The 22661-nt window shown below is 72.0% G+C and carries 22 protein-coding genes; 10 read left to right on the top strand and 12 right to left on the bottom strand.

Annotated elements, in window-relative coordinates; translation table 11 throughout:
* Positions 1-84 precede the first annotated feature (84 nt).
* Together MRBLMG1_RS33730 and MRBLMG1_RS33725 are read left to right on the top strand one after the other, a co-directional pair.
* Positions 85-993, top strand: a complete 909-nt coding sequence (locus MRBLMG1_RS33730) for a sugar phosphate isomerase/epimerase family protein (protein WP_367827950.1) — start codon at positions 85-87, stop codon at positions 991-993.
* A gap of 228 nt (positions 994-1221) precedes the next feature.
* Positions 1222-1419: a helix-turn-helix transcriptional regulator gene (locus MRBLMG1_RS33725; RefSeq protein ID WP_367827949.1), complete on the top strand. Its 198-nt coding sequence runs from the start codon at positions 1222-1224 to the stop codon at positions 1417-1419.
* A gap of 62 nt (positions 1420-1481) precedes the next feature.
* Here the strand turns inward: MRBLMG1_RS33725 and MRBLMG1_RS33720 are convergent, their stop codons facing one another.
* Positions 1482-3785, bottom strand: coding sequence for an MMPL family transporter (locus tag MRBLMG1_RS33720; protein WP_367827948.1), 2304 nt, complete (start codon positions 3783-3785; stop codon positions 1482-1484).
* Between the two features lie 163 nt (positions 3786-3948).
* Between MRBLMG1_RS33720 and MRBLMG1_RS33715 the strand changes: the two genes are divergently transcribed.
* A complete protein-coding gene (locus MRBLMG1_RS33715) occupies positions 3949-4614 on the top strand; it encodes a TetR/AcrR family transcriptional regulator (RefSeq protein WP_367827947.1) in 666 nt (221 codons plus the stop codon).
* On the opposite strand, the gene MRBLMG1_RS33710 is transcribed toward MRBLMG1_RS33715, so the two are convergent.
* On the bottom strand, positions 4592-5806 hold the full coding sequence (locus MRBLMG1_RS33710; RefSeq protein WP_367827946.1) for a cation:proton antiporter: 1215 nt from the start codon (positions 5804-5806) through the stop codon (positions 4592-4594). The two genes, MRBLMG1_RS33715 and MRBLMG1_RS33710, sit on opposite strands and share 23 nt — an antisense overlap.
* A gap of 273 nt (positions 5807-6079) precedes the next feature.
* Here MRBLMG1_RS33710 and MRBLMG1_RS33705 point away from each other — a divergent pair, with 273 nt between their 5' ends.
* Together MRBLMG1_RS33705 and MRBLMG1_RS33700 are read left to right on the top strand one after the other, a co-directional pair.
* Entirely contained in the window at positions 6080-6301 is a 222-nt protein-coding gene (locus tag MRBLMG1_RS33705) for a heavy-metal-associated domain-containing protein (RefSeq protein WP_367827945.1), read from the top strand.
* A gap of 70 nt (positions 6302-6371) precedes the next feature.
* On the top strand, positions 6372-8576 hold the full coding sequence (locus MRBLMG1_RS33700) for a heavy metal translocating P-type ATPase (protein ID WP_367827944.1): 2205 nt from the start codon (positions 6372-6374) through the stop codon (positions 8574-8576).
* 406 nt (positions 8577-8982) lie between these two features.
* Here the strand turns inward: MRBLMG1_RS33700 and MRBLMG1_RS33695 are convergent, their stop codons facing one another.
* The 3 genes from MRBLMG1_RS33695 to MRBLMG1_RS33685 form a co-directional block, all read right to left on the bottom strand.
* Positions 8983-10272: a citrate synthase gene (locus MRBLMG1_RS33695; RefSeq protein ID WP_367827943.1), complete on the bottom strand. Its 1290-nt coding sequence runs from the start codon at positions 10270-10272 to the stop codon at positions 8983-8985.
* Positions 10273-10450: 178 nt separating this feature from the next.
* On the bottom strand, positions 10451-12676 hold the full coding sequence (locus MRBLMG1_RS33690) for an ATP-dependent RecD-like DNA helicase (RefSeq protein WP_367827942.1): 2226 nt from the start codon (positions 12674-12676) through the stop codon (positions 10451-10453).
* Between the two features lie 54 nt (positions 12677-12730).
* A complete protein-coding gene (locus tag MRBLMG1_RS33685) occupies positions 12731-12934 on the bottom strand; it encodes a hypothetical protein (protein ID WP_414721700.1) in 204 nt (67 codons plus the stop codon).
* A gap of 497 nt (positions 12935-13431) precedes the next feature.
* On the opposite strand from MRBLMG1_RS33685, the gene MRBLMG1_RS33680 reads away from it, so the two are divergent.
* Positions 13432-14256 (top strand): helix-turn-helix domain-containing protein, encoded by an 825-nt coding sequence (locus MRBLMG1_RS33680; RefSeq protein ID WP_367827940.1) that lies wholly within the window; start codon positions 13432-13434, stop codon positions 14254-14256.
* Entirely contained in the window at positions 14243-14467 is a 225-nt protein-coding gene (locus MRBLMG1_RS33675) for a DUF397 domain-containing protein (RefSeq protein WP_367827938.1), read from the top strand. Before MRBLMG1_RS33680 ends, MRBLMG1_RS33675 begins: the two co-directional genes overlap by 14 nt.
* A gap of 40 nt (positions 14468-14507) precedes the next feature.
* Here the strand turns inward: MRBLMG1_RS33675 and MRBLMG1_RS33670 are convergent, their stop codons facing one another.
* Positions 14508-14633: a hypothetical protein gene (locus MRBLMG1_RS33670; protein WP_367827937.1), complete on the bottom strand. Its 126-nt coding sequence runs from the start codon at positions 14631-14633 to the stop codon at positions 14508-14510.
* 279 nt (positions 14634-14912) lie between these two features.
* Here MRBLMG1_RS33670 and MRBLMG1_RS33665 point away from each other — a divergent pair, with 279 nt between their 5' ends.
* Both MRBLMG1_RS33665 and MRBLMG1_RS33660 read left to right on the top strand, forming a co-directional pair.
* Entirely contained in the window at positions 14913-15170 is a 258-nt protein-coding gene (locus tag MRBLMG1_RS33665) for a type II toxin-antitoxin system VapB family antitoxin (RefSeq protein WP_414721699.1), read from the top strand.
* Positions 15167-15583 carry a PIN domain nuclease gene (locus MRBLMG1_RS33660; protein WP_367827936.1) on the top strand — a complete coding sequence of 139 codons (417 nt, stop codon included), beginning with the start codon at positions 15167-15169 and terminating at the stop codon, positions 15581-15583. Before MRBLMG1_RS33665 ends, MRBLMG1_RS33660 begins: the two co-directional genes overlap by 4 nt.
* Before the next feature lie 83 nt (positions 15584-15666).
* On the opposite strand, the gene MRBLMG1_RS33655 is transcribed toward MRBLMG1_RS33660, so the two are convergent.
* From MRBLMG1_RS33655 to MRBLMG1_RS33645, 3 genes are read right to left on the bottom strand one after another with little or no spacing between them, the layout of a single operon-like run.
* On the bottom strand, positions 15667-16440 hold the full coding sequence (locus MRBLMG1_RS33655) for a sugar phosphate isomerase/epimerase family protein (protein WP_414721705.1): 774 nt from the start codon (positions 16438-16440) through the stop codon (positions 15667-15669).
* A gap of 26 nt (positions 16441-16466) precedes the next feature.
* Positions 16467-17621 carry a dihydrodipicolinate synthase family protein gene (locus MRBLMG1_RS33650; protein ID WP_367827934.1) on the bottom strand — a complete coding sequence of 385 codons (1155 nt, stop codon included), beginning with the start codon at positions 17619-17621 and terminating at the stop codon, positions 16467-16469.
* On the bottom strand, positions 17618-18769 hold the full coding sequence (locus MRBLMG1_RS33645; RefSeq protein WP_367827933.1) for a Gfo/Idh/MocA family protein: 1152 nt from the start codon (positions 18767-18769) through the stop codon (positions 17618-17620). The genes MRBLMG1_RS33650 and MRBLMG1_RS33645 overlap by 4 nt, the downstream gene beginning before the upstream one ends.
* Before the next feature lie 111 nt (positions 18770-18880).
* Here MRBLMG1_RS33645 and MRBLMG1_RS33640 point away from each other — a divergent pair, with 111 nt between their 5' ends.
* Positions 18881-19930 carry a LacI family DNA-binding transcriptional regulator gene (locus MRBLMG1_RS33640; RefSeq protein ID WP_367827932.1) on the top strand — a complete coding sequence of 350 codons (1050 nt, stop codon included), beginning with the start codon at positions 18881-18883 and terminating at the stop codon, positions 19928-19930.
* Between the two features lie 278 nt (positions 19931-20208).
* Here the strand turns inward: MRBLMG1_RS33640 and MRBLMG1_RS33635 are convergent, their stop codons facing one another.
* The 3 genes from MRBLMG1_RS33635 to MRBLMG1_RS33625 are packed head-to-tail and all read right to left on the bottom strand — an operon-like array spanning position 20209 to position 22564.
* Positions 20209-20784 carry an AAA family ATPase gene (locus MRBLMG1_RS33635; RefSeq protein ID WP_367827931.1) on the bottom strand — a complete coding sequence of 192 codons (576 nt, stop codon included), beginning with the start codon at positions 20782-20784 and terminating at the stop codon, positions 20209-20211.
* Between the two features lie 29 nt (positions 20785-20813).
* The gene (locus MRBLMG1_RS33630) at positions 20814-21638 is read right to left on the bottom strand and encodes an LppU/SCO3897 family protein (RefSeq protein WP_367827930.1); all 825 of its coding nucleotides are present in this window, start codon (positions 21636-21638) and stop codon (positions 20814-20816) included.
* Positions 21635-22564: an EamA family transporter gene (locus MRBLMG1_RS33625; RefSeq protein WP_367827929.1), complete on the bottom strand. Its 930-nt coding sequence runs from the start codon at positions 22562-22564 to the stop codon at positions 21635-21637. Before MRBLMG1_RS33625 ends, MRBLMG1_RS33630 begins: the two co-directional genes overlap by 4 nt.
* Positions 22565-22661: the final 97 nt, after the last annotated feature.

Below are 22661 nucleotides of genomic sequence, written 5' to 3'. Positions count from 1 at the left end.
CCGTCCGGAGGGCTGTCAACGATATGTCCGGACATCCGGACGACCGTCTTGACGCTCTCCCCCGCCCCGGTCAGGGTGGCAATCATGACGAAACCGGCGTCACCGTCCCGTATCCGTGTCGGCTCCGCACCGGACTCGTGGGGGGTGTGGTTCTCCGACGATCCCCGGCAGGTGCCCTGGCAGCGCTTCCTCGACGAGGTGTCGGGCGCCGGCTACGGCTGGATCGAGCTCGGCCCGTACGGCTATCTGCCCACCGATCCCGCCGTCCTCGCGGAGGAGACCTCCCGGCGCGGCCTGCGGGTGTCGGCTGCGACGGTCTTCACCGGGCTGCACCACGGCCCGGACGTCTGGGACCGCACCTGGGCGCACGTCGCCGAGAACGCGGCCCTCGCCCAGGCGATGGGCGCCGCCCATCTGGTCGTCATCCCGTCCTTCTGGCGGGACGACCGGACGGGCGAGGTCCTGGAGGACCCGGTGCTCAGCGCCGGGCAGTGGCGGGACCTGACACGGCTGACGGAGCGTCTGGGCCGTGAGGTGCGCGAGCGGTACGGGCTGCGGATCGTGGTCCATCCGCACGCCGACACCCATCTGGACGGCGAGGAGAGCGTGACGCGCTTCCTCGACGCGACCGATCCGGAGGCCGTCGCGCTCTGCCTGGACACCGGGCACTACGCGTACGCCGGCGGGGACAGCGTCAAGCTCATCGAGACCTACGGCGAGCGGATCGGCTATCTGCACCTCAAGCAGGTCGATCCGGAGGTGCTCGCCGGGGTGGTGGCCGAGGGGGTGCCGTTCGGGCCGGCGGTGGCGCGGGGCGTGATGTGCGAGCCGCCGTCCGGGGTGCCCGCCCTCGAACCGGTGCTGGCCGCCGCGCGCGCCCTGGACGTGGACCTCTTCGCCATCGTCGAGCAGGACATGTACCCGTGCGAGCCGGACGCCCCGTACCCGATCGCCCTGCGCACCCGGCGCTTCCTCCGCTCCTGCGGCGTGTGACCGGTGGGCGCGTGTGCCGCTTCCGTCACGCAGGTCCCTTTGTCGTCACGTATATCTCCGTTACGCGGGTTTTGCGTCACAGGCGGTCGACAGCCCCTCTCCTCCTGTCGGCAAGGCCGTTGCAACGGGCAACAGGCTGATTGATCGCTTGATCGCCAACGCCCGCCCGCAGCGCCCCCGAACGGCACCCCCTGCCACCGCTGCGCGGCGCGCAGGGAGGTACCGGGCATGACGGACAGAAGGCTCTGGTCGTACAAGGACATCGCCGCACACATCCGGGTGCAGCCCGACACGGTCCGCTCCTACCGGAAGCACGGGCTGCTGCCGCCGCCCGACCGGGTGGAGTCGGGCAAGCCCTACTGGTACGTGGACACGATCCGCACCTGGGTCGCCGGCCGCCCCGGCAACCGGGCCCGCCGCGACTGACGGCCGTCCCCCGCGGGGCGCGGCGCCGGTTCCGGGGACCCCGGCCCGGCGCCGCGCCCGTGTCACGCCCGTGCGGTCGCGGTCTCCCGCCGCTCCCCGGCCGTCCCGGGGTCCTCCGGCGCCGGGGCGGCGGACGCGTCCGACTCGCTGATGCCGAAGCGGTCGTGGAAGCGGCGCAGCGGTGCCGGGGCCCACCAGGTGAGGCGGCCGGTCAGCTTCATGACGGAGGGGACGAGGAGGCTGCGGACGACCATGGCGTCCATGAGGACGGCGAGGGCGACGCCGAGGCCGAGCATCTTGGTGTTGGTGACCCGGGAGGTGCCGATGGCGACCATGACGACGGCGAGGATCACGGCGGCGGCGGTGATCAGGCCGCCGGTGTGGCGCAGGCCGAAGCGGACGGAGTGCTCGTGGTCGCCGGTGGCGTCGTACTCCTCCTTGATGCGCGAGAGCAGGAAGACGCCGTAGTCCATGGAGAGCCCGAAGGCCACGCAGAACATGAGGACGGGCAGGGTCGTCTCGATGTCGCCGGTGGAGGTGAAGCCGAGGAGTCCGGCGAGGTGGCCCTCCTGGAAGACCCAGACGACCGCGCCGAACATCGCGGTGAGGCTGAGGGCGTTGAGGACGACGGCCTGGAGGGGTATGACGACGCTGCCGGTGAGCAGGAACACGAGCAGCAGGGTGACGAGGACGACGATCGCCGCGGCCCAGGGCAGCCGCTCGGCGAGGGCGTCCTTGGAGTCGACGAGGACGGCGGACTGGCCGGTGACGGAGGTGTCGAAGGGGGCGGGGGCGGCGCGGAGTTCGCCGACGACCCGCTGGGCCGCGGCGCCGACGGTCTCGCCCTCGGGCACGACGGTGAAGTAGGCGTGTCCGGGGCCGCCGCTGCCGGCGGTCACGGGGCCGTCGGCCCGGGCGACGCCGTCGAGGGCGGCGATCCGCTCGCGGTAGGCCGCGTACTGCGCGGGGGTGGCGGAGCCCTCGGCGAGGACGGTGATCCCGCCGCCGGGGTTGCCGGGGAAGCCGTCCCGCAGCTGGTCCTGGACGACCCGGGAGGAGGCGGTGACGGGGAGCTGGCGGTCGTCGGCGGTGCCGAACTTCACGCCGAGGAAGGGCAGTCCGAGGAGGACGAGCCCGGCGGTGGTGAGGACGGCGAAGACCGGCGCCCGGCGCATGACGAGGGCGGCGGCCTTCGCCCAGGCCGCCCCGGCTTCGGATCCGGCGCCGTCCGCCCGGCCGCGGCGGCGGAGCAGGCGCCGCAGGTCGAGCGCGTTGACCCGGTCGCCGAGCAGCACGAGGGCCGCCGGGAGCAGGGTGAGCGCGGCGGTCGCGGCGAGGAGGACGACCGCGATGCCGGCGTACGCGAAGGAGCGCAGGAAGTACTGCGGGAAGACCAGCATCGCGGAGAGCGAGACGGCGACGGTGAGGGCGGAGAAGAGCACGGTCCGGCCCGCGGTGCGCAGGGTGGTGCGGACGGCTGTGTGCGTGTCGGCGCCGGCGGCGAGCTCCTCGCGGTAGCGGCGGACGACGAACAGCGCGTAGTCGATGGCGAGTCCGAGGCCGAGCGCGGTCGTCAGGTTCTGCGCGAAGACGGAGACGTCGGTGAACTCGGTGATGCCGCGCAGGACGGCGTTGGTGCCGAGGATGGCGACGATGCCGACGCCGAGCGGCAGCAGGGCGGCGACCGCGCTGCCGAAGACCATGACGAGCAGGACGAGGGTGAGGGGCAGGGCGATGAGCTCGGCCCGGAGCAGGTCCTCCTGGATGACGGTCTGCATCTCGTGGCGGACGGCGAGGCCGCCGCCGAGGGAGACCTCGACGGGACCGTGGGCGCCGCGGTACTCGGGGGCGATGCGGTCGAGTACGGCTGCGGCGTCCTTCTCCTCGCCGGCTATGCGGGCGGCGATGACCGCCTGGCGGCCGTCCTCGGAGCGGAGGGCGGGCGAGCCGGTGGACCAGTAGGAGCCGACGCCGTCGACGCCGGGCTCGGCGGCGAGCCGCTCGGCGAGCTTCCGTGCCTCGGCGGCGACGGCGGGGGCGTCCACGGCGGCGGTGCCGCCGGCGCCCGCCGCTCCCTCGGCTCCCGTGTCGACCAGGAGGAGCAGGTTCGGCTGGGAGCCGGGGAACTCCCGCTCCAGCGCCTTCGTCGCGTACGTGGACTCGGCCGTCGGGTCCTCCCAGCCGCCGCTGCCCATGCGGTCGGCGACCCCGCCGCCCGCCAGGACGGCGAGGGCGGTGAGGACGAGCGCCACGAGGAGGGTGAGGCGTGGCCGCGCGGTCGCGAACCGCGTCCATCCCCCGCCCGGAGACCCCGCTTGAGCTGGTGTTCCGGCCCCGCCGGGCGCTGTTTTCTTGACTTCGGCCATGACGCGGTGTCCCCTTCACCTGACCCCTGCGCTCGCTTCCCGGCAGGTCGCATGGGTCGCCCATTGCCATAGACTGGCAAACACGAGTGATCACTCGCATTTTCCAAGAATGCGAGCGACCTCTCGTGTTTGTCAAACGTGTCGAGGAGAGCTGGGGACAGTCATGTCCGAAGACATGCCCGAGGAACCGAAGCCGCGCCGCCGCCAGGCGCGCGGCGAGCGCCGCATCGCGCAGCTGCTCTCCGCCGCCGCGAGCGTGTTCTGCACGAACGGGTACACGGCGACCAGCACCAACGCCATCGCCCGCGAGGCACACGTCTCGCCCGGCACGCTGTACCAGTACTTCCCGAACAAGGAGGCCATCGCGGTCGAGCTCGGCGGGCGCCTCCTGCACGAGATGCGGGCGGCCCACGGCCAGGCGTTCACCCCGGAGAACCTCGCCCTGCCGCTGCCCGAGCTGCTCGACGTGGTGGTCGACCCGATGATCGCGTTCAACTGCGAGAACCCGGTCTTCCTCGCCCTGATGCACGGCTCCGAGGTGCCCGGCCGGATCGCCGAGGAGCACGACGAGCTGCACGCGTCGCTGCTCACCAGCGTCCAGGACGTGATCGCCCACTACGCCCCCGGGCTGTCCGCGGGCGAGCGCGCCCGCGTCGCCGGCATGACGTTCGCGATCTTCAAGGGCGGCCTGGGGCTCGTACTCGCCGCACCCGAGGGGGCCGAGCGGGAGGCGACGATCGCCGAGCTGAAGACGGTCCTGCTGCGCTACCTGACCCCGCTGACCGACGGCACGGCGCCCGCCGCCGTCACCACGACTCCGACCCGCTGATCGACTCGGCGGGCGGCGTCCTCTCCCCCGCCCGTGCCCGCAGCCTCAGGGCGATCAGCGGGAAGACGAGGACGGAGAGCATGGAGGCGCCGACGAGCGCGGCCGCCTCGCCCGCCGCCATCGCCTTGTCGTCCACGCCGATCGTGGTGATGGCGACGACGAGCGGCAGCGCGGTGGAGCCGTAGAGCACGAGCCCGCGCCGGTCCTCGCGGTCGAGGTCGCGCGGCGCGAGGAACCAGATCGGCCCGCCGCGCACGGCGAGGAAGAGCAGCAGGAAGACCGGCAGCAGGAGCAGGCTCCTGCCCCCGTCGAGGAGCGACGCGAGGTCGAACTCGATCCCGGTGACGACGAAGAACACCGGGACGAGGAAGCCGAAGCCGACGCCCTCGATCTTCTCCAGGATCTCCGGACCCGACTCCGGCGCGGCCCCGGTCAGCACGAGCCGGGTGATGAGCCCGGCGGCGAAGGCGCCGAGGAGCACGTCGAGCCCGAGCGCCGTCGACGCCCCGAGCATCAGGGCGATCAGCAGGAAGACGAACCGGACCGCGAACTGGCCGCTGCTGTGCAGGGTCTTGGCGATGACCTTCGAGAACCACGGCGGGCGGGGCCGCAGCGCCCAGAGGACGGCGCCGGCGGTGAGCGCGGCGAAGACGGCGAGGAGCACGGTCGACTCGGCCGCGCCCCGCCCGCTGAGCAGCAGCGCCATCGCGATGATGGGGCCGAACTCGCCGACGGCCCCGAAGGCCATGACGACCGAGCCGAACCGCCCGCGGAGTTCGCCGGAGTCCCGCAGCACGGGCAGGACGGTGCCGAGCGCGGTGCTGGTGAGGGCGACCCCGATGAAGACGCCCTTGGTGTAGCCGCCGCCGAGCAGGACGCCGACGGTGAGCCCGAGCACGAGGGCGGCGACCCAGGCCCACACGGAGCGCCTGAGGGTGTCGCCGCGGACCTTGCCGAACTCGATCTCGTACCCCGCGAGGAAGATCAGCATGGTGAGGCCGAGCTGCGAGAGCCCGTCGATCAGCGCGTCGGGCCGGGCCCAGTCCAGGACGTCGGGGCCGATCACGATGCCGAGCAGGATCTCGAAGATGACGAGGGGTACGGGGAGCCGCCGCCCCACCGCGTAGGCGAGCAGCGGCGCCAGGACGGCGATCGCCATGATCAGGATGAGCGTGGTCCCCGAATGCGACATATCGGGTGTTTACCATAAGCTCCGGCCGGACACCCGGCCGACGGAGGGACGTGGAGGTCCAGCCGTGCACGAGTAGCCACCTCCCGGCAGGAGCACCTGTTCACCCTGTTCTCGGTGGGGTTCTCGGTGGGCGGGCTCGCCCTCGTGACACTGGTGGGGCCGGCGTGGCTGAGATCGCTCGCACGCCGCGAACCGGAGCCGAGTGGAATTCATACCCCCTAGGGGTATACTCTCCCTATCGTAAGAGCCTGAATCCCCCAGGAGGAGAGCGCCATGGCAGAGACGAAGACCGAACTCACCACCGTCTACCAGGTCAAGGGCATGACCTGCGGCCACTGCGAGGGCGCGGTCGCCGGCGAGATCTCCGAGATCCCCGGCGTCTCCTCCGTCACCGCCGTCGCCAAGACCGGCGAGGTCACCGTCGTCTCCGACACGACCCTCGACCGCGAGGCCGTGGCCGCCGCCGTGGACGAGGCCGGCTACGAGCTGGTCTGACCGCCGCCGGACAGCGCCGCGCAGGGTCGTACCGTTGCCTGGTACGGCCCTGCTCCCGTTTGGAACCGCCATGCCAACCACCACCGTCACCGAGCTGACGATCGGCGGGATGACCTGCGCCTCCTGCGCCGCCCGCATCGAGAAGAAGCTCAACCGGATGGACGGCGTCACCGCCACCGTCAACTACGCCACCGAGAAGGCACACGTCGAGCACGCGCCGGACGTCGGCGTCGACGAGCTGATCTCGACCGTCGTGAAGACCGGCTACACCGCCGAGGAGCCCCTCCCACCGGTGGAGGAGCAGGACGAGCCGCAGGACCCCGAGCTCGCCGCCCTCCGGCAGCGGCTCACGGTCTCGGCGCTCCTCTCCGCTCCCGTGGTCCTGCTCGCCATGGTCCCCTCGCTCCAGTTCGACGACTGGCAGTGGCTGTCGCTCACCCTCGCCTCCCCCGTCGTCGTCTGGGGCGGGCTGCCCTTCCACCGGGCCGCCTGGACCAACCTGCGGCACGGCGCCGCCACCATGGACACCCTCGTCTCGGTCGGCACCCTCGCCGCCTACGGCTGGTCGCTCTGGGCGCTGTTCCTCGGCGACGCCGGCATGCCCGGCATGCGGCACGGCTTCGACCTCACCGCCGACCGCGCCCAGGCGTCCTCCGCGATCTACCTGGAGGTCGCCGCCGGCGTCGTCACCTTCATCCTGCTCGGCCGGTACCTGGAGGCCCGCGCCAAGCGGAAGGCCGGCGCGGCGCTGCGGGCCCTCATGGACCTCGGCGCCAAGGACGTGGCCGTGCTGCGCGCCGGAGCCGAGGCGCGGATCCCGGTCGCGGAGCTGCGGGCCGGCGACCTCTTCGTCGTACGCCCCGGGGAGAAGATCGCCACCGACGGCACCGTCACCGAGGGCGCGTCCGCCGTCGACGCCTCCCTGCTCACCGGCGAGTCGCTGCCGCTCGACGTCACCGAGGGCTCCGCGGTGACCGGCGGCTGCGTCAACGTCTCGGGCCGGCTCGTCGTCCGGGCCACCGAGGTCGGCGCCGACACCCGGCTCGCCCGGATGGCGAAGCTCGTCGAGGACGCCCAGAACGGCAAGGCCGAGGTGCAGCGGCTCGCCGACCGGATCTCCGCCGTCTTCGTCCCCGCGGTCATCGCGCTCGCGCTCGCCACCCTCGTCACCTGGCTGCTGCTCACGGACGACCCCACCGCCTCGTTCACCGCGGCCGTCGCCGTCCTGATCATCGCCTGCCCCTGCGCCCTCGGCCTCGCCACCCCGACCGCCCTCATGGTCGGCACCGGCCGCGGCGCCCAGCTCGGCATCCTGATCAAGGGCCCCGAGGTCCTGGAGTCCACGCGCAAGGTCGACACCGTCGTCCTCGACAAGACCGGCACCGTCACCACCGGCCGCATGCGGCTGACCGGCGTCCACGTGCACGGCGGGCGGTACGGCACCGACTCCGCCGACGAGACGGAGCTGCTGCGGCTCGCGGGCGCCCTGGAGCACTCCTCCGAGCACCCGGTCGCCCGCGCCGTCGCGGCCGGCGCCGCCGAGCGCTGCGGAGAACTCCCCACGCCGAAGACCTTCGAGAACGTGCCCGGCCTCGGCGTCCGCGGCTCCGTCGACGGCCGGCTCGTCCTCGTCGGGCGCGCGGCCCTGCTCGCGGCCGAGGGCGTCGAGGCACCCGCGGCGACGGAACCGGGCGCCGTCCACGTCGCCTGGGACGGGGTCGCCCGGGGCACCCTGACCGTCGCCGACACCGTCAAGGACACCAGCGCCGAGGCGGTCGCCCGACTGCGCGGCCTCGGCCTGCGCCCGGTGCTGCTCACCGGGGACCACCGGGCGGTCGCGGAGGCCGTGGCGGCCGAGGTGGGCATCGACGAGGTGATCGCCGAGGTGCTGCCCGAGGAGAAGGCCGAGGTCGTCCGGCGGCTCCAGGCGGAGGGCCGGACCGTCGCGATGGTCGGCGACGGGGTCAACGACGCCGTCGCCCTCGCCACCGCCGACCTCGGCCTGGCGATGGGGACGGGCACGGACGCGGCCATCGAGGCGAGCGACCTGACGCTGGTCCGGGGCGACCTGCGGGTCGCGGCGGACGCCATCCGGCTCTCCCGGCGGACCCTCGCGACGATCAAGGGAAACCTCGGCTGGGCCTTCGGCTACAACCTCGCCGCGCTCCCCCTCGCGGCCGCCGGACTCCTCAATCCCATGATCGCCGGGCTCGCCATGGCCTTTTCGTCCGTGTTCGTCGTATCCAACAGCCTGCGACTCCGTCGCTTCACGTGATTTCACCTACACGTGACGCACAGGACCTTCACAAAGAGATCTAGATCACAGATATTGGGGGGTAACCATCTGGGCTGTTCGCGAGTCTAAGTGGGCGATGCCGAGAACGTCTTGGGGGACGTTCATGGAATGTCTTGGGGGACGTTCCAGGCAAGCGTTGGCCGGGGCACGTGCACCGGGGAGCTTTGAGCGGCCCTCCCGTACGTACCCCGGCAGACCGCATCGCGCCCGACCCGCCTAGCTTCTGCTGACACCCGCAGACGCCCGGCCCGGATCCCGTGGGGGGAATCCGCACCGGGAAAAGGGAAGCGCCCCGCCCGTCGACCCGTGGGGGGATCGACGGCGGGGCGCCTCTCGTTACTTTCGAGGCTCGGCTCACTCGCCGGGCGCATCGGTCCAGGTCGCGTCAGCGGGCCTCGACCGGGACGAAGTCGCGGAGGACCTCGCCGGTGTAGATCTGGCGCGGACGGCCGATGCGGGAGCCGGGCTCCTTGATCATCTCGTGCCACTGGGCGATCCAGCCCGGGAGGCGGCCGAGGGCGAAGAGGACCGTGAACATCTCGGTCGGGAAGCCCATGGCGCGGTAGATCAGGCCCGTGTAGAAGTCCACGTTCGGGTAGAGGTTGCGCGAGACGAAGTACTCGTCGGAGAGCGCGTGCTCCTCCAGCTTGAGCGCGATGTCGAGCAGCTCGTCGGACTTGCCGAGGGCCGAGAGGACATCGTGCGCCGCCGCCTTGATGATCTTGGCGCGCGGGTCGAAGGACTTGTACACCCGGTGGCCGAAGCCCATCAGGCGGACGCCGTCCTCCTTGTTCTTCACCTTGCGGATGAAGGAGTCGACGTCGCCGCCGTTGGCCTTGATGCCCTCGAGCATCTCCAGGACCGACTGGTTGGCGCCGCCGTGCAGCGGGCCCCACAGGGCCGAGATGCCGGCGGAGATCGAGGCGAACATGTTCGCCTGCGAGGAGCCGACCAGACGCACGGTGGAGGTCGAGCAGTTCTGCTCGTGGTCCGCGTGCAGGATCAGCAGCTTGTCGAGCGCGTTGACGACGACCGGGTCGAGGTCGTACTCCTGCGCCGGGACCGAGAAGGTCATGCGCAGGAAGTTCTCGACGTAGCCGAGGTCGTTGCGCGGGTAGACGAACGGGTGACCGATCGACTTCTTGTACGCGTACGCCGCGATCGTCGGCAGCTTGGCGAGCAGCCGGATCGTCGAGAGGTGGCGCTGCTCCTCGTCGAACGGGTTGTGGCTGTCCTGGTAGAACGTCGACAGCGCGGAGACCACCGAGGACAGCATCGCCATCGGGTGGGCGTCCCGCGGGAAACCGCGGAAGAAGTTCTTGACGTCCTCGTGGACCAGCGTGTGCTGCGTGATCTCGTTCTTGAAGGTCGACAGCTCGTCGACCTTGGGCAGCTCGCCGTTGATCAGCAGGTACGCCACCTCAAGGAAGGTGGAGCGCTCCGCCAGCTGCTCGATGGGGTAGCCGCGGTACCGGAGGATCCCCTGCTCGCCGTCGAGGTAGGTGATCGCGGATTTATAGGCGGCGGTGTTGCCGTATCCGCTGTCCAGGGTGACAAGCCCGGTCTGGGCTCGGAGTTTCCCGATGTCGAAGCCCTTGTCGCCGACGGTGCTCTCGACCACCGGGTAGGTGTATTCACCGTCCGCGTACCGCAGTACTACAGAGTTGTCGCTCACGTCATCCCTCACCGACGTAGTGCCTCTTCTTCGAGGTGCCCTGACTGTCTCTACCATCCCCCATTTGGCTCAGGAGAGTGCACTCGGGGTCGCTCATTGGGCCATTCGGCGGCACTCAGTGCCGCCAACCTTCATATCCTGCCCCCTTCGCCCCGGTTCCGGTAGCCCCCGTGATCTTTCACACGAGGGGGTCCCCTGTGAGCCGGTGGGCGAGTGCGGTAAAGCGCCTGCCCGCCGAGACCGTCCGGACCGCCTGGGCGATGGCCCGCCGGGACCCGACCAGGACGACCAGCTTCCGGGCCCGGGTCACGGCCGTGTAGAGCAGGTTCCGCTGGAGCATCATCCACGCGCTCATGGTGACCGGAATCACCACGGCCGGATACTCGCTGCCCTGCGAACGGTGGATGGTGACCGCGTACGCGTGGGCGAGTTCGTCCAACTCGTCGAAGTCGTAGGGCACCTCCTCGTCCTCGTCCGTCCGCACGGTCAGCCGCTGTTCGACGGTGTCCAGCTCCGTGACGACGCCGACCGTGCCGTTGAAGACGCCGTTGGCCCCCTTCTCGTAGTTGTTCCGAATCTGGGTCACCTTGTCGCCCACCCGGAAGACCCGGCCGCCGAACCGCTTCTCCGGCAGGTCGGGGCGGGCCGGGGTGATCGCCTGCTGGAGCAGCCCGTTGAGCGAGCCCGCGCCGGCCGGACCCCGGTGCATGGGGGCGAGGACCTGGACGTCCCGGCGCGGGTCGAGGCCGAACTTCGCCGGGATCCGGCGGGCGGCGACGTCCACGGCGACCCGGGCGGCGTCCTCGGTCTCCTCCTCGACGAAGAGGAAGAAGTCCGCCAGGCCCTGGGTGAGCGGCGGGGTCCCGGAGTTGATCCGGTGCGCGTTGGTGACCACCCCGGACTGCTGAGCCTGCCGGAAGATCCGGGTCAGCCGGACCGCCGGTACGGGGCTGCCGGAGGCGAGCAGGTCGCCGAGGACCTCACCCGCGCCGACCGAGGGGAGCTGGTCGACGTCCCCCACGAGCAGCAGATGGGCGCCCGGCGCCACCGCCTTGACCAGCTTGTTCGCCAGCAGCAGGTCGAGCATCGAGGCCTCGTCGACGACGACCAGGTCCGCGTCGAGCGGCCGGTCCCGGTCGTAGGCCGCGTCCCCGCCCGGCTTCAGCTCCAGGAGCCGGTGGACGGTCGAGGCCTCGGCGCCGGTCAGCTCGGCGAGCCGCTTGGCGGCGCGGCCGGTGGGCGCGGCGAGCACCACCTTGGCCTTCTTGGCCCGGGCCAGCTCCACGATCGAGCGGACCGTGAAGGACTTGCCGCAGCCGGGGCCGCCCGTCAGGACCGCGACCTTCCGGGTCAGCGCGAGCCGCACCGCCTCCTCCTGCTCGGGCGCGAGCGAGGCCCCCGTCCGGTCGGCGAGCCAGGCCAGCGCCTTGTCCCAGGCGACGTCCCGGAAAGCCGGCATCCGGTCCTCCTCCGTCCGCAGGAGCCGCCGCAGCTGCCCCGCGAGCGACAGCTCGGCCCGGTGGAACGGCACCAGGAACACGGCGGTGACCGGCGTCCCCTCGGGGCCGGGCACCACCTCCCGCACGACCCCCTCGGGGTCCTCCGCGAGCTCGGCCAGGCACTCGATGACGAGACCCGTGTCGACCTGGAGGAGCTTCACCGCGTCGGCGATCAGCCGCTCCTCGGGCAGGAAGCAGTGCCCCTGGTCGGTCGACTGCGACAGGGCGTACTGCAGGCCGGCCTTCACCCGGTCCGGGCTGTCGTGCGGGATGCCGACGGACTGGGCGATCTTGTCGGCGGTGAGGAAGCCGATGCCCCAGACGTCGGCGGCGAGCCGGTACGGCTGGTTGCGCACGACGGAGATCGAGGCGTCCCCGTACTTCTTGTAGATGCGCACCGCGATGGAGGTGGAGACGCCGACCCCCTGGAGGAAGACCATCACCTCCTTGATCGCCTTCTGCTCCTCCCAGGCGGCCATGATCTTCTTGGTCCTCTTGGGGCCGAGCCCCGGGACCTCGATCAGGCGCGCGGGGGCCTCTTCGAGGACGTCGAGGGTGTCGAGACCGAAGTGCTGCGTGATGCGGTCGGCGAAGACCGGGCCGATGCCCTTGACGAGCCCCGACCCCAGGTACCGGCGGATGCCCTGGATCGTGGCGGGAAGCAGCGTCGTGTAGTTGTCGACGGTGAACTGCTTCCCGTACTGCGGATGGGAGCCCCAACGCCCCTCCATCCGCAGCGACTCCCCCGGCTGGGCACCGAGCAGCGCCCCGACGACCGTCAGCAGGTCCCCCGCCCCGCGGCCGGTGTCGACGCGGGCGACCGTGTACCCGCTCTCCTCGTTGGCGTAGGTGATCCGCTCCAGGACCCCTTCGACCACGGCCGGGCCCCGACCCTCGTTCGACATGCACCGACCGTAGCGAAGGCCTCGGACAGTACGGATACCACCCGTGGAAAACCGTCAGGCTTCCCGCTGCTCCAGCCGTGCCCCACGGCTGTCCGCGACCCGCTTCACGTCCCGCAGGGACTCACTGAGCCGACTGGCGAGGTAATGCAGCTCGCTCCCGGTCACCCGCCGGTCCGCGAGGAGCTCGGCGGCATGGCCGAGGAGTCCGCCGGCCATCCCGAGCTGGACGCTCTCGATGTCGTCGGCAAGCCGTGACACACGGCCCGACCCGTCGCCCAGCAGGTAACACGGGCGACCTCCCTCCCCGGTCCAGGGCAGCAGCCGTCCCACGGTCACGACACCGCCCCGACGGACAGCGCGGGCAACGTACGGACGTCCCCGCCCGGTCCCAAGATCCTTAGGGAAGGCCGGGCGGCCGTACGCCGCTCTTCGGCGAGGAGGTACGGACGTACCAGCGGGCTGTCCTCGCCACGCGGCGGACGGCTTCCGATGTGGTGTGTGGTCGGTCCCCCGACGTAGGCGCAGGAGTACGGGTACGTAGAGCGGTACGCGGCCTGCCCCGAGCTCGGGTTCCGCCGCCACCTGGAGGGCAGGAACTGCGCGAGCGCCCGCAGCAGTCGGGCGAGATGGGATGTCATGACGACCTACTTTCGTCGCGTTGTGTGGCGATCTCCTCACAGAGTGGGGTCGGGACTGGCTACGCTTCCAGTACCAAGGGCTTGACAGGACACTCGTCAGGTTGGGGAGTTGGACGCATGGAGCAGCGCCGAAAGCCGCGCACGCCACGCCAGAAGTACGGAGAGGAGTTGAGGCTGCGGCGGATCGCAGCCGGTCTCACCCAGGAGGAGCTGGGCGACCAAGTCGTGTGCTCGCCCACGCTGATCAGCCACTTCGAGGCCGGGAGACGGCTTCCGAAACCCGATGACGCACGGCGGATCGACCGGGCGCTGGGGGCGGACGGCTTCTTCGAGCGCTGGCTGGAGGACCTGGAGTCCAAGTACGCCGACCACTTCGCGGCGGCCGCCGAACTGGAACTACAAGCCACGACGATCGAGCAGTTCGCCCTGTCTCTGGTTCCCGGCGTGCTCCAGACCCCTGAGTACGCACGGGCCCTGTTCCGGGCGTACCGGCCCAACCACACGGCGGAGGAACTTGACGAGGCCGTTGTCATCCGAACAAAGCGTGCCCGACTTCTCGATGGGCCGACTCATCCCGTCATCTGGACGCTGCTCGACGAGGCCGTACTTCGGCGCGAGGTCGGGGGTCGACAGGTGATGGCTGAACAGCTGCGCAGGATCACGGACTTGGCCGAGACAGGACGGATCCGGCTGCACGTGCTGCCGAACAGCGCCGGTGCGCACGCGCTCCAGCAAAGTCTGCTCACCCTCATGAGCTTCGAGGACTCCGCCCCGGTCGCCTACGCGGAAGCGTTCCTCACGGGCAATCTGATGGATGATCCCTCCCTGGTGAACGCCAGTCGCACGGCTTACGCTCTGGCTCTGAGCGACGCGCTGTCGCGACAGGAGTCACTGGCCCTCGCGAGGGCGGCAGCAGAGGAATACGCACATGGTTCACAGTGAGCACACCGTCTCCGACGCGTCCTCCCTCACCGGATGGTTCAAGTCGAGCTACAGCGGCGGCGATCAGGGCGAATGCCTTGAGCTTGCTCGTGGCCACGTCGGCGTGCCCGTCCGTGACAGCAAGGCCGGGACCGGCCCCGCCGTCGTCTTCTCGGCCGACGGCTGGGCCGTATTCGTCACCGCAGTCAAGGACGGCAGCTTCTCCGCCTGACCTTCCGGGCCCTGCGACCCGGAGGGCGGCGGCGAGAGGGTCACGCCCGATGCAGGAAACCCTCCCGAAGCTCCGGATCGCGCAGGAGTGCCAGTACGTCGTCCTCGCCCGCGAAGAGCGCCTCGGCCGCGGCGTGCTCCGACTGGTGGAGCATCGTGACGAGCACGGCAGGGCAAGCGCCAGCGCACGCAGCAGCGTCGTCTTACCCGACCCGTTACGGCCCGCGCGCACCGTCCAGCCGGCATGACCGCCGCCGGGCCGGGTCAGCGTCAGATCGACCGAGGGCAGGAGGCGACCTGCCGACCCGGATGGGCGATTCCGCGGAAGACGGTACGGACCACCCGTTCCCGCGCGTCCGCGCCGGGAATCCGGGTCTCGTCCCGCCCCAAGCCGCTCACATTGGCCTCCATGGCTACCATGTATAAGACGTGGGCACTATTCCCACATGGCACACTGGAGGGCGATCATGGGTGTGACGAACGTGGACGTGGACGACGGCGCACTCGCCGAGGCCGCGAAACTGCTCGGTACGACCACGAAGAAGGACACCATCAACACGGCGCTGGAAGAGGTCATACGGCGTCACCGCCGCCGTGCCGCCTATCAGCGGCTCGCGGAGCGGGGCGCTGAGGGTGAACTGGAGCCCCTGCGCCGAGCATGGGAAGCGCGCAAGGCCGCCCAGCACGGCGTGGACGCCGAGTGATCACGTACCTCATCGACACCAGCGCGTACGTTCACCTCAGTATCGATCCCGTCGCACACCGGCGCTGGGACGCCGAGATCGAAACGGGTGCCATCGGTATGTGCGAGGCCACCCGAGCGGAGGTCCTTTTCAGTGCCACCAGCCCGGACGACCGCGACGAGATCGATGAGGGCCTCTCCGCCATGTTCGCCGTCGTCCGCGTTCCGAAGGACGCGTGGCGATGGGTGGAGGCCGCCCAGTACAAGCTGACGCAGAAGGGGCAGCACCGTGCGGCGGGCGTCGTCGATCTGCTGATCTGCGCCACGGCGGTCCATCACGGGCTGACCATCCTGCACAGGGACAACGACTTCGCCGCGGTCTCCCGCGTCCTCAAGGAGGTCGAGCAGCAGGACGTACGGCACGTGGCCGGGTGACCGCCGCTTGCCCTCGCCGCCCGGCCCCGAACGGCCGGGCGACCTCCCGGGCGGACGCCTCGGCCGCTGTGCCGAGGCGTCTGTCAGACCGCGAGGAAGCGGTCCAGCGTCTCCTCCAGGACCTCCACGCCGTCCCGTGCCCAGAGGGCGTCGTTGAAGAGCTCGACCTCGACCGGGCCCGTGTAGCCGGCCTTGTCGACGAGGTCGGCCCAGGCGCGGAGGTCGATGGCGCCGGTGCCGAGCTGGCCGCGGCCGTTGAGGACGCCGGCGGGGAGGGGGGTGGTCCAGTCGGCGAGTTGGAAGGAGTGGATGCGGCCGGCGGCGCCGGCGCGTTCCACGGCGGCCGGGGCGCGGTCGTCCCACCAGAGGTGGTAGGTGTCGACGGTGACGCCGACCTGGGAGGCCGGGAAGTGCTCCGCGATCTCCAGGGCCTGGTCGAGGGTGGAGACGGCGCAGCGGTCGGAGGCGTACATCGGGTGGAGGGGCTCGATGGCGAGGCGGACGCCGCGCTCCCCCGCGTAGGGGGCAAGAGCGCCGATGGCCTCGGTGATGCGGGCCCGGGCGGAGGGCAGGTCGGGGAAGGCGGGGGTGAGGCCGCCGGAGACCAGGACGAGGGTGTCGGTGCCGAGGGTCACGGCCTCGTCGACGGCGGCGCGGTTCTCCGCCTCCCAGCCGTCCGCCGTGAAGAAGCCGCCCCGGCAGAGGGTGGTGACGGTGAGGCCCGCGTCCCGGACGAGGTCGGCGGCGGCCTCCAGCCCGTACTCCCGGACGGGTTCGCGCCACAGGCCCACGCCCGGGACGCCGAGCCGGACGCATTCCCGCACGAGGTCGGGGAGGGCCAGCTGCTTCACGGTCATCTGGTTGATGCCGAAGCGGTCGAGGTTCACTGGGGTACTCCGTGCACGGTGAGCAGGGACCGCATCCGGGACTCCGCGCGCGCCGGGTCGGGGAACAGGCCGAGGCCGTCGGCGAGTTCGTAGGCGCGGGCGAGGTGCGGGAGGGAGCGGGCGGACTGGAGGCCGCCGACCATCGTGAAGTGGTCCTGGTGGCCGGCCAGCCAGGCGAGGAGGACCACGCCCGTCTTGTAGAAGCGGGTGGGGGCCTGGAAGAGGTGCCGGGAGAGCGCGACCGTGGGGTCGAGGACCTTGCGGAAGCCGTCGGCGTCGCCGGTGTCGAGGATCCGGACCGCCTCGGCCGCGAGCGGCGCGAGGGGGTCGAAGATGCCCAGCAGCGCGTGGCTGAAGCCCTGTGCGTCCCCGGCGATCAGCTCCGGGTAGTGGAAGTCGTCGCCCGTGTAGCAGCGGACGCCCTCGGGGAGGCGGCGGCGCAGTGCGACCTCGCGCCCGGCGTCGAGGAGGGAGACCTTGATGCCGTCGACCTTGTCGGGGTGGGCGGCGATCACGTCGAGGAAGGTCTCGGTGGCGGCGTCGAGGTCCGCCGAGCCCCAGTAGCCCTCCAGGGCCGGGTCGAACATCGGGCCCAGCCAGTGCAGCACCACCGGCTCGCTCGCCTGGCGGAGGAGATGGCCGTAGAGGTCGAGGTAGTCGTCCCGGTCCTCGGCGGCCGCGGCGAGCGCGCGGGAGGCCATGAGGATGGCCTGGGAGCCGGTCTCCTCGACGAGCGCGAGCTGTTCCTCGTACGCCTCGCGGACGTCCACCAGGTCGGCGGGGCCGGTGAGCTGGTCGGTGCCGACACCGCAGGCGATCCGGCCGCCGACGGCCTTCGCCTCGGCCGCCGAGCGGCGGATCAGCTCGGCCGCCCCGGCCCAGTCGAGGCCCATGCCGCGCTGGGCGGTGTCCATGGCCTCGGCGACCCCGAGGCCGTGGGACCAGAGGTGGCGGCGGAAGGCGAGGGTGGCGTCCCAGTCGACGGCCGCGGGCGAGTCGGGGGTGGTGTCGGCGTACGGGTCGGCGACGACGTGCGCGGCGGAGAAGACCGTACGGGAGGCCAGGGCGCCGCCCGGGGCGAGCGCGAGCGGCTCGGCGCGGGGCGCGTACTCCCTGGTCGACCCGCCGGGTGCGGGCAGGCGGATCGTCACAGCGATACCTCCGGGACCTCCAGGCGGCGGCCCTCGGCGGCGGACCTCAGGCCCAGCTCGGCGAGCTGGACGCCGCGGGCGCCGGCGAGCAGGTCCCAGTGGTACGGCTCGTCGAGCGCGATGTGCCGCAGGAACAGCTCCCACTGGGCCTTGAAGCCGTTGTCGAACTCGGCGTTGTCGGGGACCTCCTGCCACTGGTCGCGGAAGGACTCGGTGACGGGGATGTCGGGGTTCCAGACCGGCTTGGGGGTGGCCGAGCGGTGCTGGACGCGGCAGCCGCGCAGGCCGGCGACGGCGGAGCCGTGGGTGCCGTCGACCTGGAACTCGACGAGTTCGTCGCGGTTGACGCGGACCGTCCAGGAGGAGTTGATCTGGGCGATGACGCCGCCCTCCAGCCCGAAGATGCCGTAGGCGGCGTCGTCGGCGGTGGCCTCGTAGGGCTTGCCGTGCTCGTCCCAGCGGCGCGGGACGTGGGTGGCGACCTGGGCGGTGACGGAGGTGACGCGGCCGAAGAGCTCGTGGAGCACGTACTCCCAGTGCGGGAACATGTCGACGACGATGCCGCCGCCGTCCTCGGCGCGGTAGTTCCAGCTGGGGCGCTGGGCGTCCTGCCAGTCGCCCTCGAAGACCCAGTAGCCGAACTCGCCGCGCACGGACAGGATCTCGCCGAAGAAGCCGCCGTCGATGAGCCGCTTGAGCTTGAGCAGGCCGGGGAGGAAGAGCTTGTCCTGGACGACGCCGTGCTTGACGCCCTTCTCCTCGGCGAGCCGGGCGAGTTCGAGGGCGCCTGCGAGGTCGGCGGCGGTGGGCTTCTCGGTGTAGACGTGCTTGCCGGCCGCGATGGCCTTGGTGATCGCCTCGACGCGGGCGGAGGTGACCTGGGCGTCGAAGTAGACGTCGACGGTGTCGTCGGCGAGGACGGCGTCGAGGTCGGTCGACCACTCGGTCAGGCCGTGGCGCTCGGCGAGGGCGCGCAGGGCGGGCTCGCGGCGGCCGACGAGGACGGGTTCGGGCCAGAGGGTCTCGCCGTTGCCGAGGTCGAGGCCGCCCTGTTCGCGCAGGGCGAGGATCGAGCGGACGAGGTGCTGGCGGTAACCCATGCGTCCGGTGACGCCGTTCATGGCGATGCGGACTGTCCTGCGTGTCACGAAAGATTCCTCTCCCCGGTGCTCCGCGCCTCGATAGAAAGCGCTTTCCATCGACGATGACGCTAGCCTGCCGACATCACCGTCGACAAGGGCCCCGGAGGTACGCACACGATGACCGTCACCCTGGCGGACGTGGCCGCCCGCGCCCGGGTCTCCCCCGCGACCGTCTCCCGCGTCCTCAACGGCAACTACCCGGTCGCCGCCTCCACCCGCGAACGGGTCCTGCGCGCGGTCGACGAGCTGGACTACGTCCTCAACGGCCCCGCGAGCTCCCTCGCCGCCGCCACGTCCGACCTGGTCGGAGTGCTGGTCAACGACATCGCCGACCCCTTCTTCGGGATCATGGCGAGCGCGGCGCAGAGCGCCATCGGGGAGAGCGCGACGGGCCGGGCCGGGGGGCAGAAGCTCGCCGTCGTCTGCAACACCGGCGGCTCCCCCGCACGCGAACTCACCTACCTCACCCTGCTCCAGCGGCAGCGGGCCGCCGCCGTGATCCTCATGGGCGGCTCCCTGGAGGACCCCGAGCACCTCGCGGCGACGGCGGGAAAACTGGCCAAACTCGCCGAGGCCGGCACCCGGGTCGTGCTCTGCGGCCGCCCGCCGGTGCCCGGCGACGCCCACACCGCGGCCCTCGTCTTCGACAACCGCGCCGGCGCGCGGCGCCTCACCGAGCACCTGCTCGCCCTCGGCCACCGGCGCATCGGCTACGTGGCCGGGCCCGCCGACCGCACCACCACCCGGCACCGCCTCGAAGGCCACCGCGACGCACTCGCCGCGGCGGGCGTCCCCGAGGGGCCGACCGTCCACGGCCCCTACGACCGCCGCTCCGGGCACGACGCGACCGCCGAACTCCTCGCCCTCGACCCGTCCCTCACCGCCGTCGTCGCCGCCAACGACACCGTCGCCCTCGGCGTCTGCGCGGCCCTCCGCGAGCGCGGCCTCTCCATCCCCGGCGACGTCTCCGTCGCCGGCTTCGACGACCTCCCGTTCTCCATCGACGTCGTCCCCGCCCTCACCACCGTCCGCCTCCCCCTCCACGACGCCGGCGTCCGCGCCGGCCGCCTCGCCATGGCCGCCGAGGAACCCCCGCCCTCCGGCCGCCCCGAACCGGTCCCCGCCGAGCTGCTCGTACGGGGATCGACGGCACCGCCCCGGGGATAGCGGACGGCACTCGGCCGGCGGGCGGGGCGGGCCGGGGCAGGGGGCGTGAGGCAGGACGGGCCGGCCGGACGCGCGTCTCCCGCGATCCCGGGGCGCGGGGGTAGCGGGCGAAACCCCGCCGACCGGCGGGGCACGACGGGCCGCCGCGCGCCGGGGCGCACTGCCGGCCGTGGGTCTATCGCGGTCCCGGGGCGGAACGCGCCGGGCCGCGCGCGCTGCCCCTTCGTGGGGCTACGAGGCCGCCGAGCCGTTCGCGTCCGCGTCCGCGTCCGCCCGCGTCAGCGGGTGTCGGCGGCGTGCGGGGTCAGGCCCGTCGCCGCGAGGACCGCTTCGACGGTCTCGTCGACGGTCTGGTCCGCGTTGTCGATCCAGACACCTTCGCCGGACAGTTCGGCGCGCATGGCCTCGTCCAGGAAGGCCCAGTTGGTGGTGAGCTTCTTGTGGCGGGCGTTGTTGCGCTCCCAGGCCTTGTCGGGGCCGGGGGCGAGGACCACCACGTGGAGCGGCACGGCCTTGACGTGGGAGCGGTAGAAGTCCAGGTGGGAGCGGCGTACGACCACGTCGTCGAGGACCGGGAGGAAGCCCGCGGAGGCGAGGCTGTCCGCGAGGAGGGAGCCGTTGCGGGCCCGCAGCAGGATCTGGCGGTCCGCCTCGGGGTCGCCGTCGGGGCTCGGCCAGTGGCAGCCCTGGACGATCAGTTCCTGGAGGTGGTCGACCTCGATGTGCGCGGAGCGGGCGAAGCGGGCCGCGAGGGCCGCGGCGACGGTGCTCTTACCGCTCCCCGGGATGCCGACGAGCAGGACGGCGCCGGGTGCGGGTTCGGAGCTGTCGACGGTGACGTTCTCGAAGGTCATGCGGGGCGGGGCCTCTCAGCGGCGTACGGTCACAGGGGCCTGACACAGTAGCCCGGCGTCCCGGGGCTGTCGATCAAGTATTCGGCGCGCAGGAGGTAGTCAGCCGGCCCGCAGGAAGGCTCGTCCGCGACGCGGTACCGGGCGAGCGGCGAGCCGCAGTCCACCTTCAGGAGCGCCTGGTCGGGCCAGTCGACGGTGTTCCTGACGCAGTCGCCGACGGAGAGCCCGGCCGACCGGCCGTCGCCGTCGGGGCCCGCGATCAGCCCGATGAGGAGGAGCGCGGGGACGGCGGCCGCGACGAGGGCGATCGGCGTGAGCACCAGCATCGCGGGCGCGCGCCGCAGCACCCGTCGACCCGGGTCGAGCGGCGGCCGCCGGGCACCGTACGGCTCGGGCAGCCGGCGGAATTCGGCGCGGGCGCCGAAGAAGTTGACCAGCACGAGGATCGGCGTGACGACCAGCGAGAACAGGCCCCACCAGCCGGTCACGAGGGTGTCGGAGGTCATGTCCCGGTAGACGGCGAGGCCGCAGGTGCGGCAGAAGACGCCGCGCCGGGTGACCGTGCGCATGACGACGACCATGCCCTGGTGCGCGCGGACGGTCGCCGCGACGGCGGGTCGGGCACCGCACACCTCGCACCCCTCCGGGGCGGCGGCACCGTGGGGCGGCGGATGCGGCTGCCCGTACGGCTGGGGCGGCGAGCCCGGCTGCCCGTACGACTGGGGCGGCTGCCCGTACCCCTGCGGCGGCTGCTGCCCGTACGACTGGGGCGCCTGCCCGTACCCCTGCGGCGGCCGCTGTCCGTACGGCTGGGGCTGCTGCTCGTACCCCCGCGGCGGCTGCGGATGGCTCATGGTGTGACTCCCCCGTTCGGCGTCGGCACCAGCACCCTAGCCTCCGGCTCACCGGCGTCCGGCCGCCCGGCCGCCTTGCGCTGAAACGACGTCAGCGCGACTCCGCCCACCAGCAGTACGGCCGCGCACCAGCGGAGCGGGCTCACGCCCTCACCGAGGAACAGTGCGGCCGAGGACATGCCAAAGACGGGGACGAGGAGGGAGAAGGGGGCGACGGAGGAGGCCGGGTAGCGGCGGAGGAGGAAGCCCCAGGCGCCGAAGCCGAAGACGGTCGTGATCCAGGCGACGTAGACGATGACGCCGGCGCCCGTCCGGTCCAGTGCGCGCAGGGCGGCGAGATCCCGTTCGGGGCCCTCCAGGAGGAGGGAGAGGGCGAGCAGCGGCAGGACGGGCACGGTGCTGACCCACACCATGAAGTTGAGCGCGTCGGGCGGGGCGGCCTTGCGGGTCAGGACGTTGGAGACGCCCCAGCAGGCCGCCGCCGCGATCACCAGGGCGAAGCCGGTCGCGGATCCCGCCGCGCCCTCGTCCACGGCGGCGACGCCGATCCCGGCGAGGGCGACGGCCATCCCGGCGAGCTGGCGGCGGCCCGGGCGTTCCCCGAGGGCGGCGAAGGCGAAGAGGGCGGTGAAGACGGCCTGGACCTGGAGGACGAGGGACGAGAGTCCGGCCGGGGCGCCGAGGTCCATGCCGGTGAAGAGGAGGCCGAACTTGGCCACGCCGAGGACGAGTCCGACGCCCGCGATCCATCTCCAGGCGACCTTCGGGCGGCCGACGAGGAACACGGCGGGCAGGGCGGCGACGAGGAAGCGGAGTGCGGAGAAGAGCAGCGGCGGGAAGTGGTCGAGGCCGATCTCGATGACGACGAAGTTGACGCCCCAGACGGCGGCGACCAGGGCGGCGAGGGCGAGGTGTGCGGGGCGCATGCGGTCGAGCATCGCCGCTCCGACCGTGTAGCACCAGCACGGGTTCCTTCATGGTGGGATGAAGCGTTCCTTCATCGACCGGCACCGCCAGGAGAAG

This window comes from Streptomyces sp. LMG1-1-1.1 (assembly GCF_040815545.1).
Taxonomy (GTDB): Bacteria; Actinomycetota; Actinomycetes; order Streptomycetales; family Streptomycetaceae; genus Streptomyces.
The sequence above is the reverse complement of the archived record's forward strand: the minus strand, read 5'-3'. Positions and strand labels throughout refer to the sequence as shown.

What these genes read in the sequence shown, in the direction of transcription:
- MRBLMG1_RS33730 (WP_367827950.1), top strand. Translation starts at nt 85, where the DNA reads ATGACGAAACCGGCGTCACCGTCCCGTATCCGTGTCGGCTCCGCACCG.
- MRBLMG1_RS33725 (WP_367827949.1), top strand. Translation starts at nt 1,222, where the DNA reads ATGACGGACAGAAGGCTCTGGTCGTACAAGGACATCGCCGCACACATC.
- MRBLMG1_RS33720 (WP_367827948.1), bottom strand. Translation starts at nt 3,785, where the DNA reads ATGGCCGAAGTCAAGAAAACAGCGCCCGGCGGGGCCGGAACACCAGCT.
- MRBLMG1_RS33715 (WP_367827947.1), top strand. Translation starts at nt 3,949, where the DNA reads ATGTCCGAAGACATGCCCGAGGAACCGAAGCCGCGCCGCCGCCAGGCG.
- MRBLMG1_RS33710 (WP_367827946.1), bottom strand. Translation starts at nt 5,806, where the DNA reads ATGTCGCATTCGGGGACCACGCTCATCCTGATCATGGCGATCGCCGTC.
- MRBLMG1_RS33705 (WP_367827945.1), top strand. Translation starts at nt 6,080, where the DNA reads ATGGCAGAGACGAAGACCGAACTCACCACCGTCTACCAGGTCAAGGGC.
- MRBLMG1_RS33700 (WP_367827944.1), top strand. Translation starts at nt 6,372, where the DNA reads ATGCCAACCACCACCGTCACCGAGCTGACGATCGGCGGGATGACCTGC.
- MRBLMG1_RS33690 (WP_367827942.1), bottom strand. Translation starts at nt 12,676, where the DNA reads ATGTCGAACGAGGGTCGGGGCCCGGCCGTGGTCGAAGGGGTCCTGGAG.
- MRBLMG1_RS33680 (WP_367827940.1), top strand. Translation starts at nt 13,432, where the DNA reads ATGGAGCAGCGCCGAAAGCCGCGCACGCCACGCCAGAAGTACGGAGAG.
- MRBLMG1_RS33675 (WP_367827938.1), top strand. Translation starts at nt 14,243, where the DNA reads ATGGTTCACAGTGAGCACACCGTCTCCGACGCGTCCTCCCTCACCGGA.
- MRBLMG1_RS33665 (WP_414721699.1), top strand. Translation starts at nt 14,913, where the DNA reads ATGGCACACTGGAGGGCGATCATGGGTGTGACGAACGTGGACGTGGAC.
- MRBLMG1_RS33655 (WP_414721705.1), bottom strand. Translation starts at nt 16,440, where the DNA reads ATGACCGTGAAGCAGCTGGCCCTCCCCGACCTCGTGCGGGAATGCGTC.
- MRBLMG1_RS33640 (WP_367827932.1), top strand. Translation starts at nt 18,881, where the DNA reads ATGACCGTCACCCTGGCGGACGTGGCCGCCCGCGCCCGGGTCTCCCCC.
- MRBLMG1_RS33635 (WP_367827931.1), bottom strand. Translation starts at nt 20,784, where the DNA reads ATGACCTTCGAGAACGTCACCGTCGACAGCTCCGAACCCGCACCCGGC.
- MRBLMG1_RS33630 (WP_367827930.1), bottom strand. Translation starts at nt 21,638, where the DNA reads ATGAGCCATCCGCAGCCGCCGCGGGGGTACGAGCAGCAGCCCCAGCCG.
- MRBLMG1_RS33625 (WP_367827929.1), bottom strand. Translation starts at nt 22,564, where the DNA reads ATGCGCCCCGCACACCTCGCCCTCGCCGCCCTGGTCGCCGCCGTCTGG.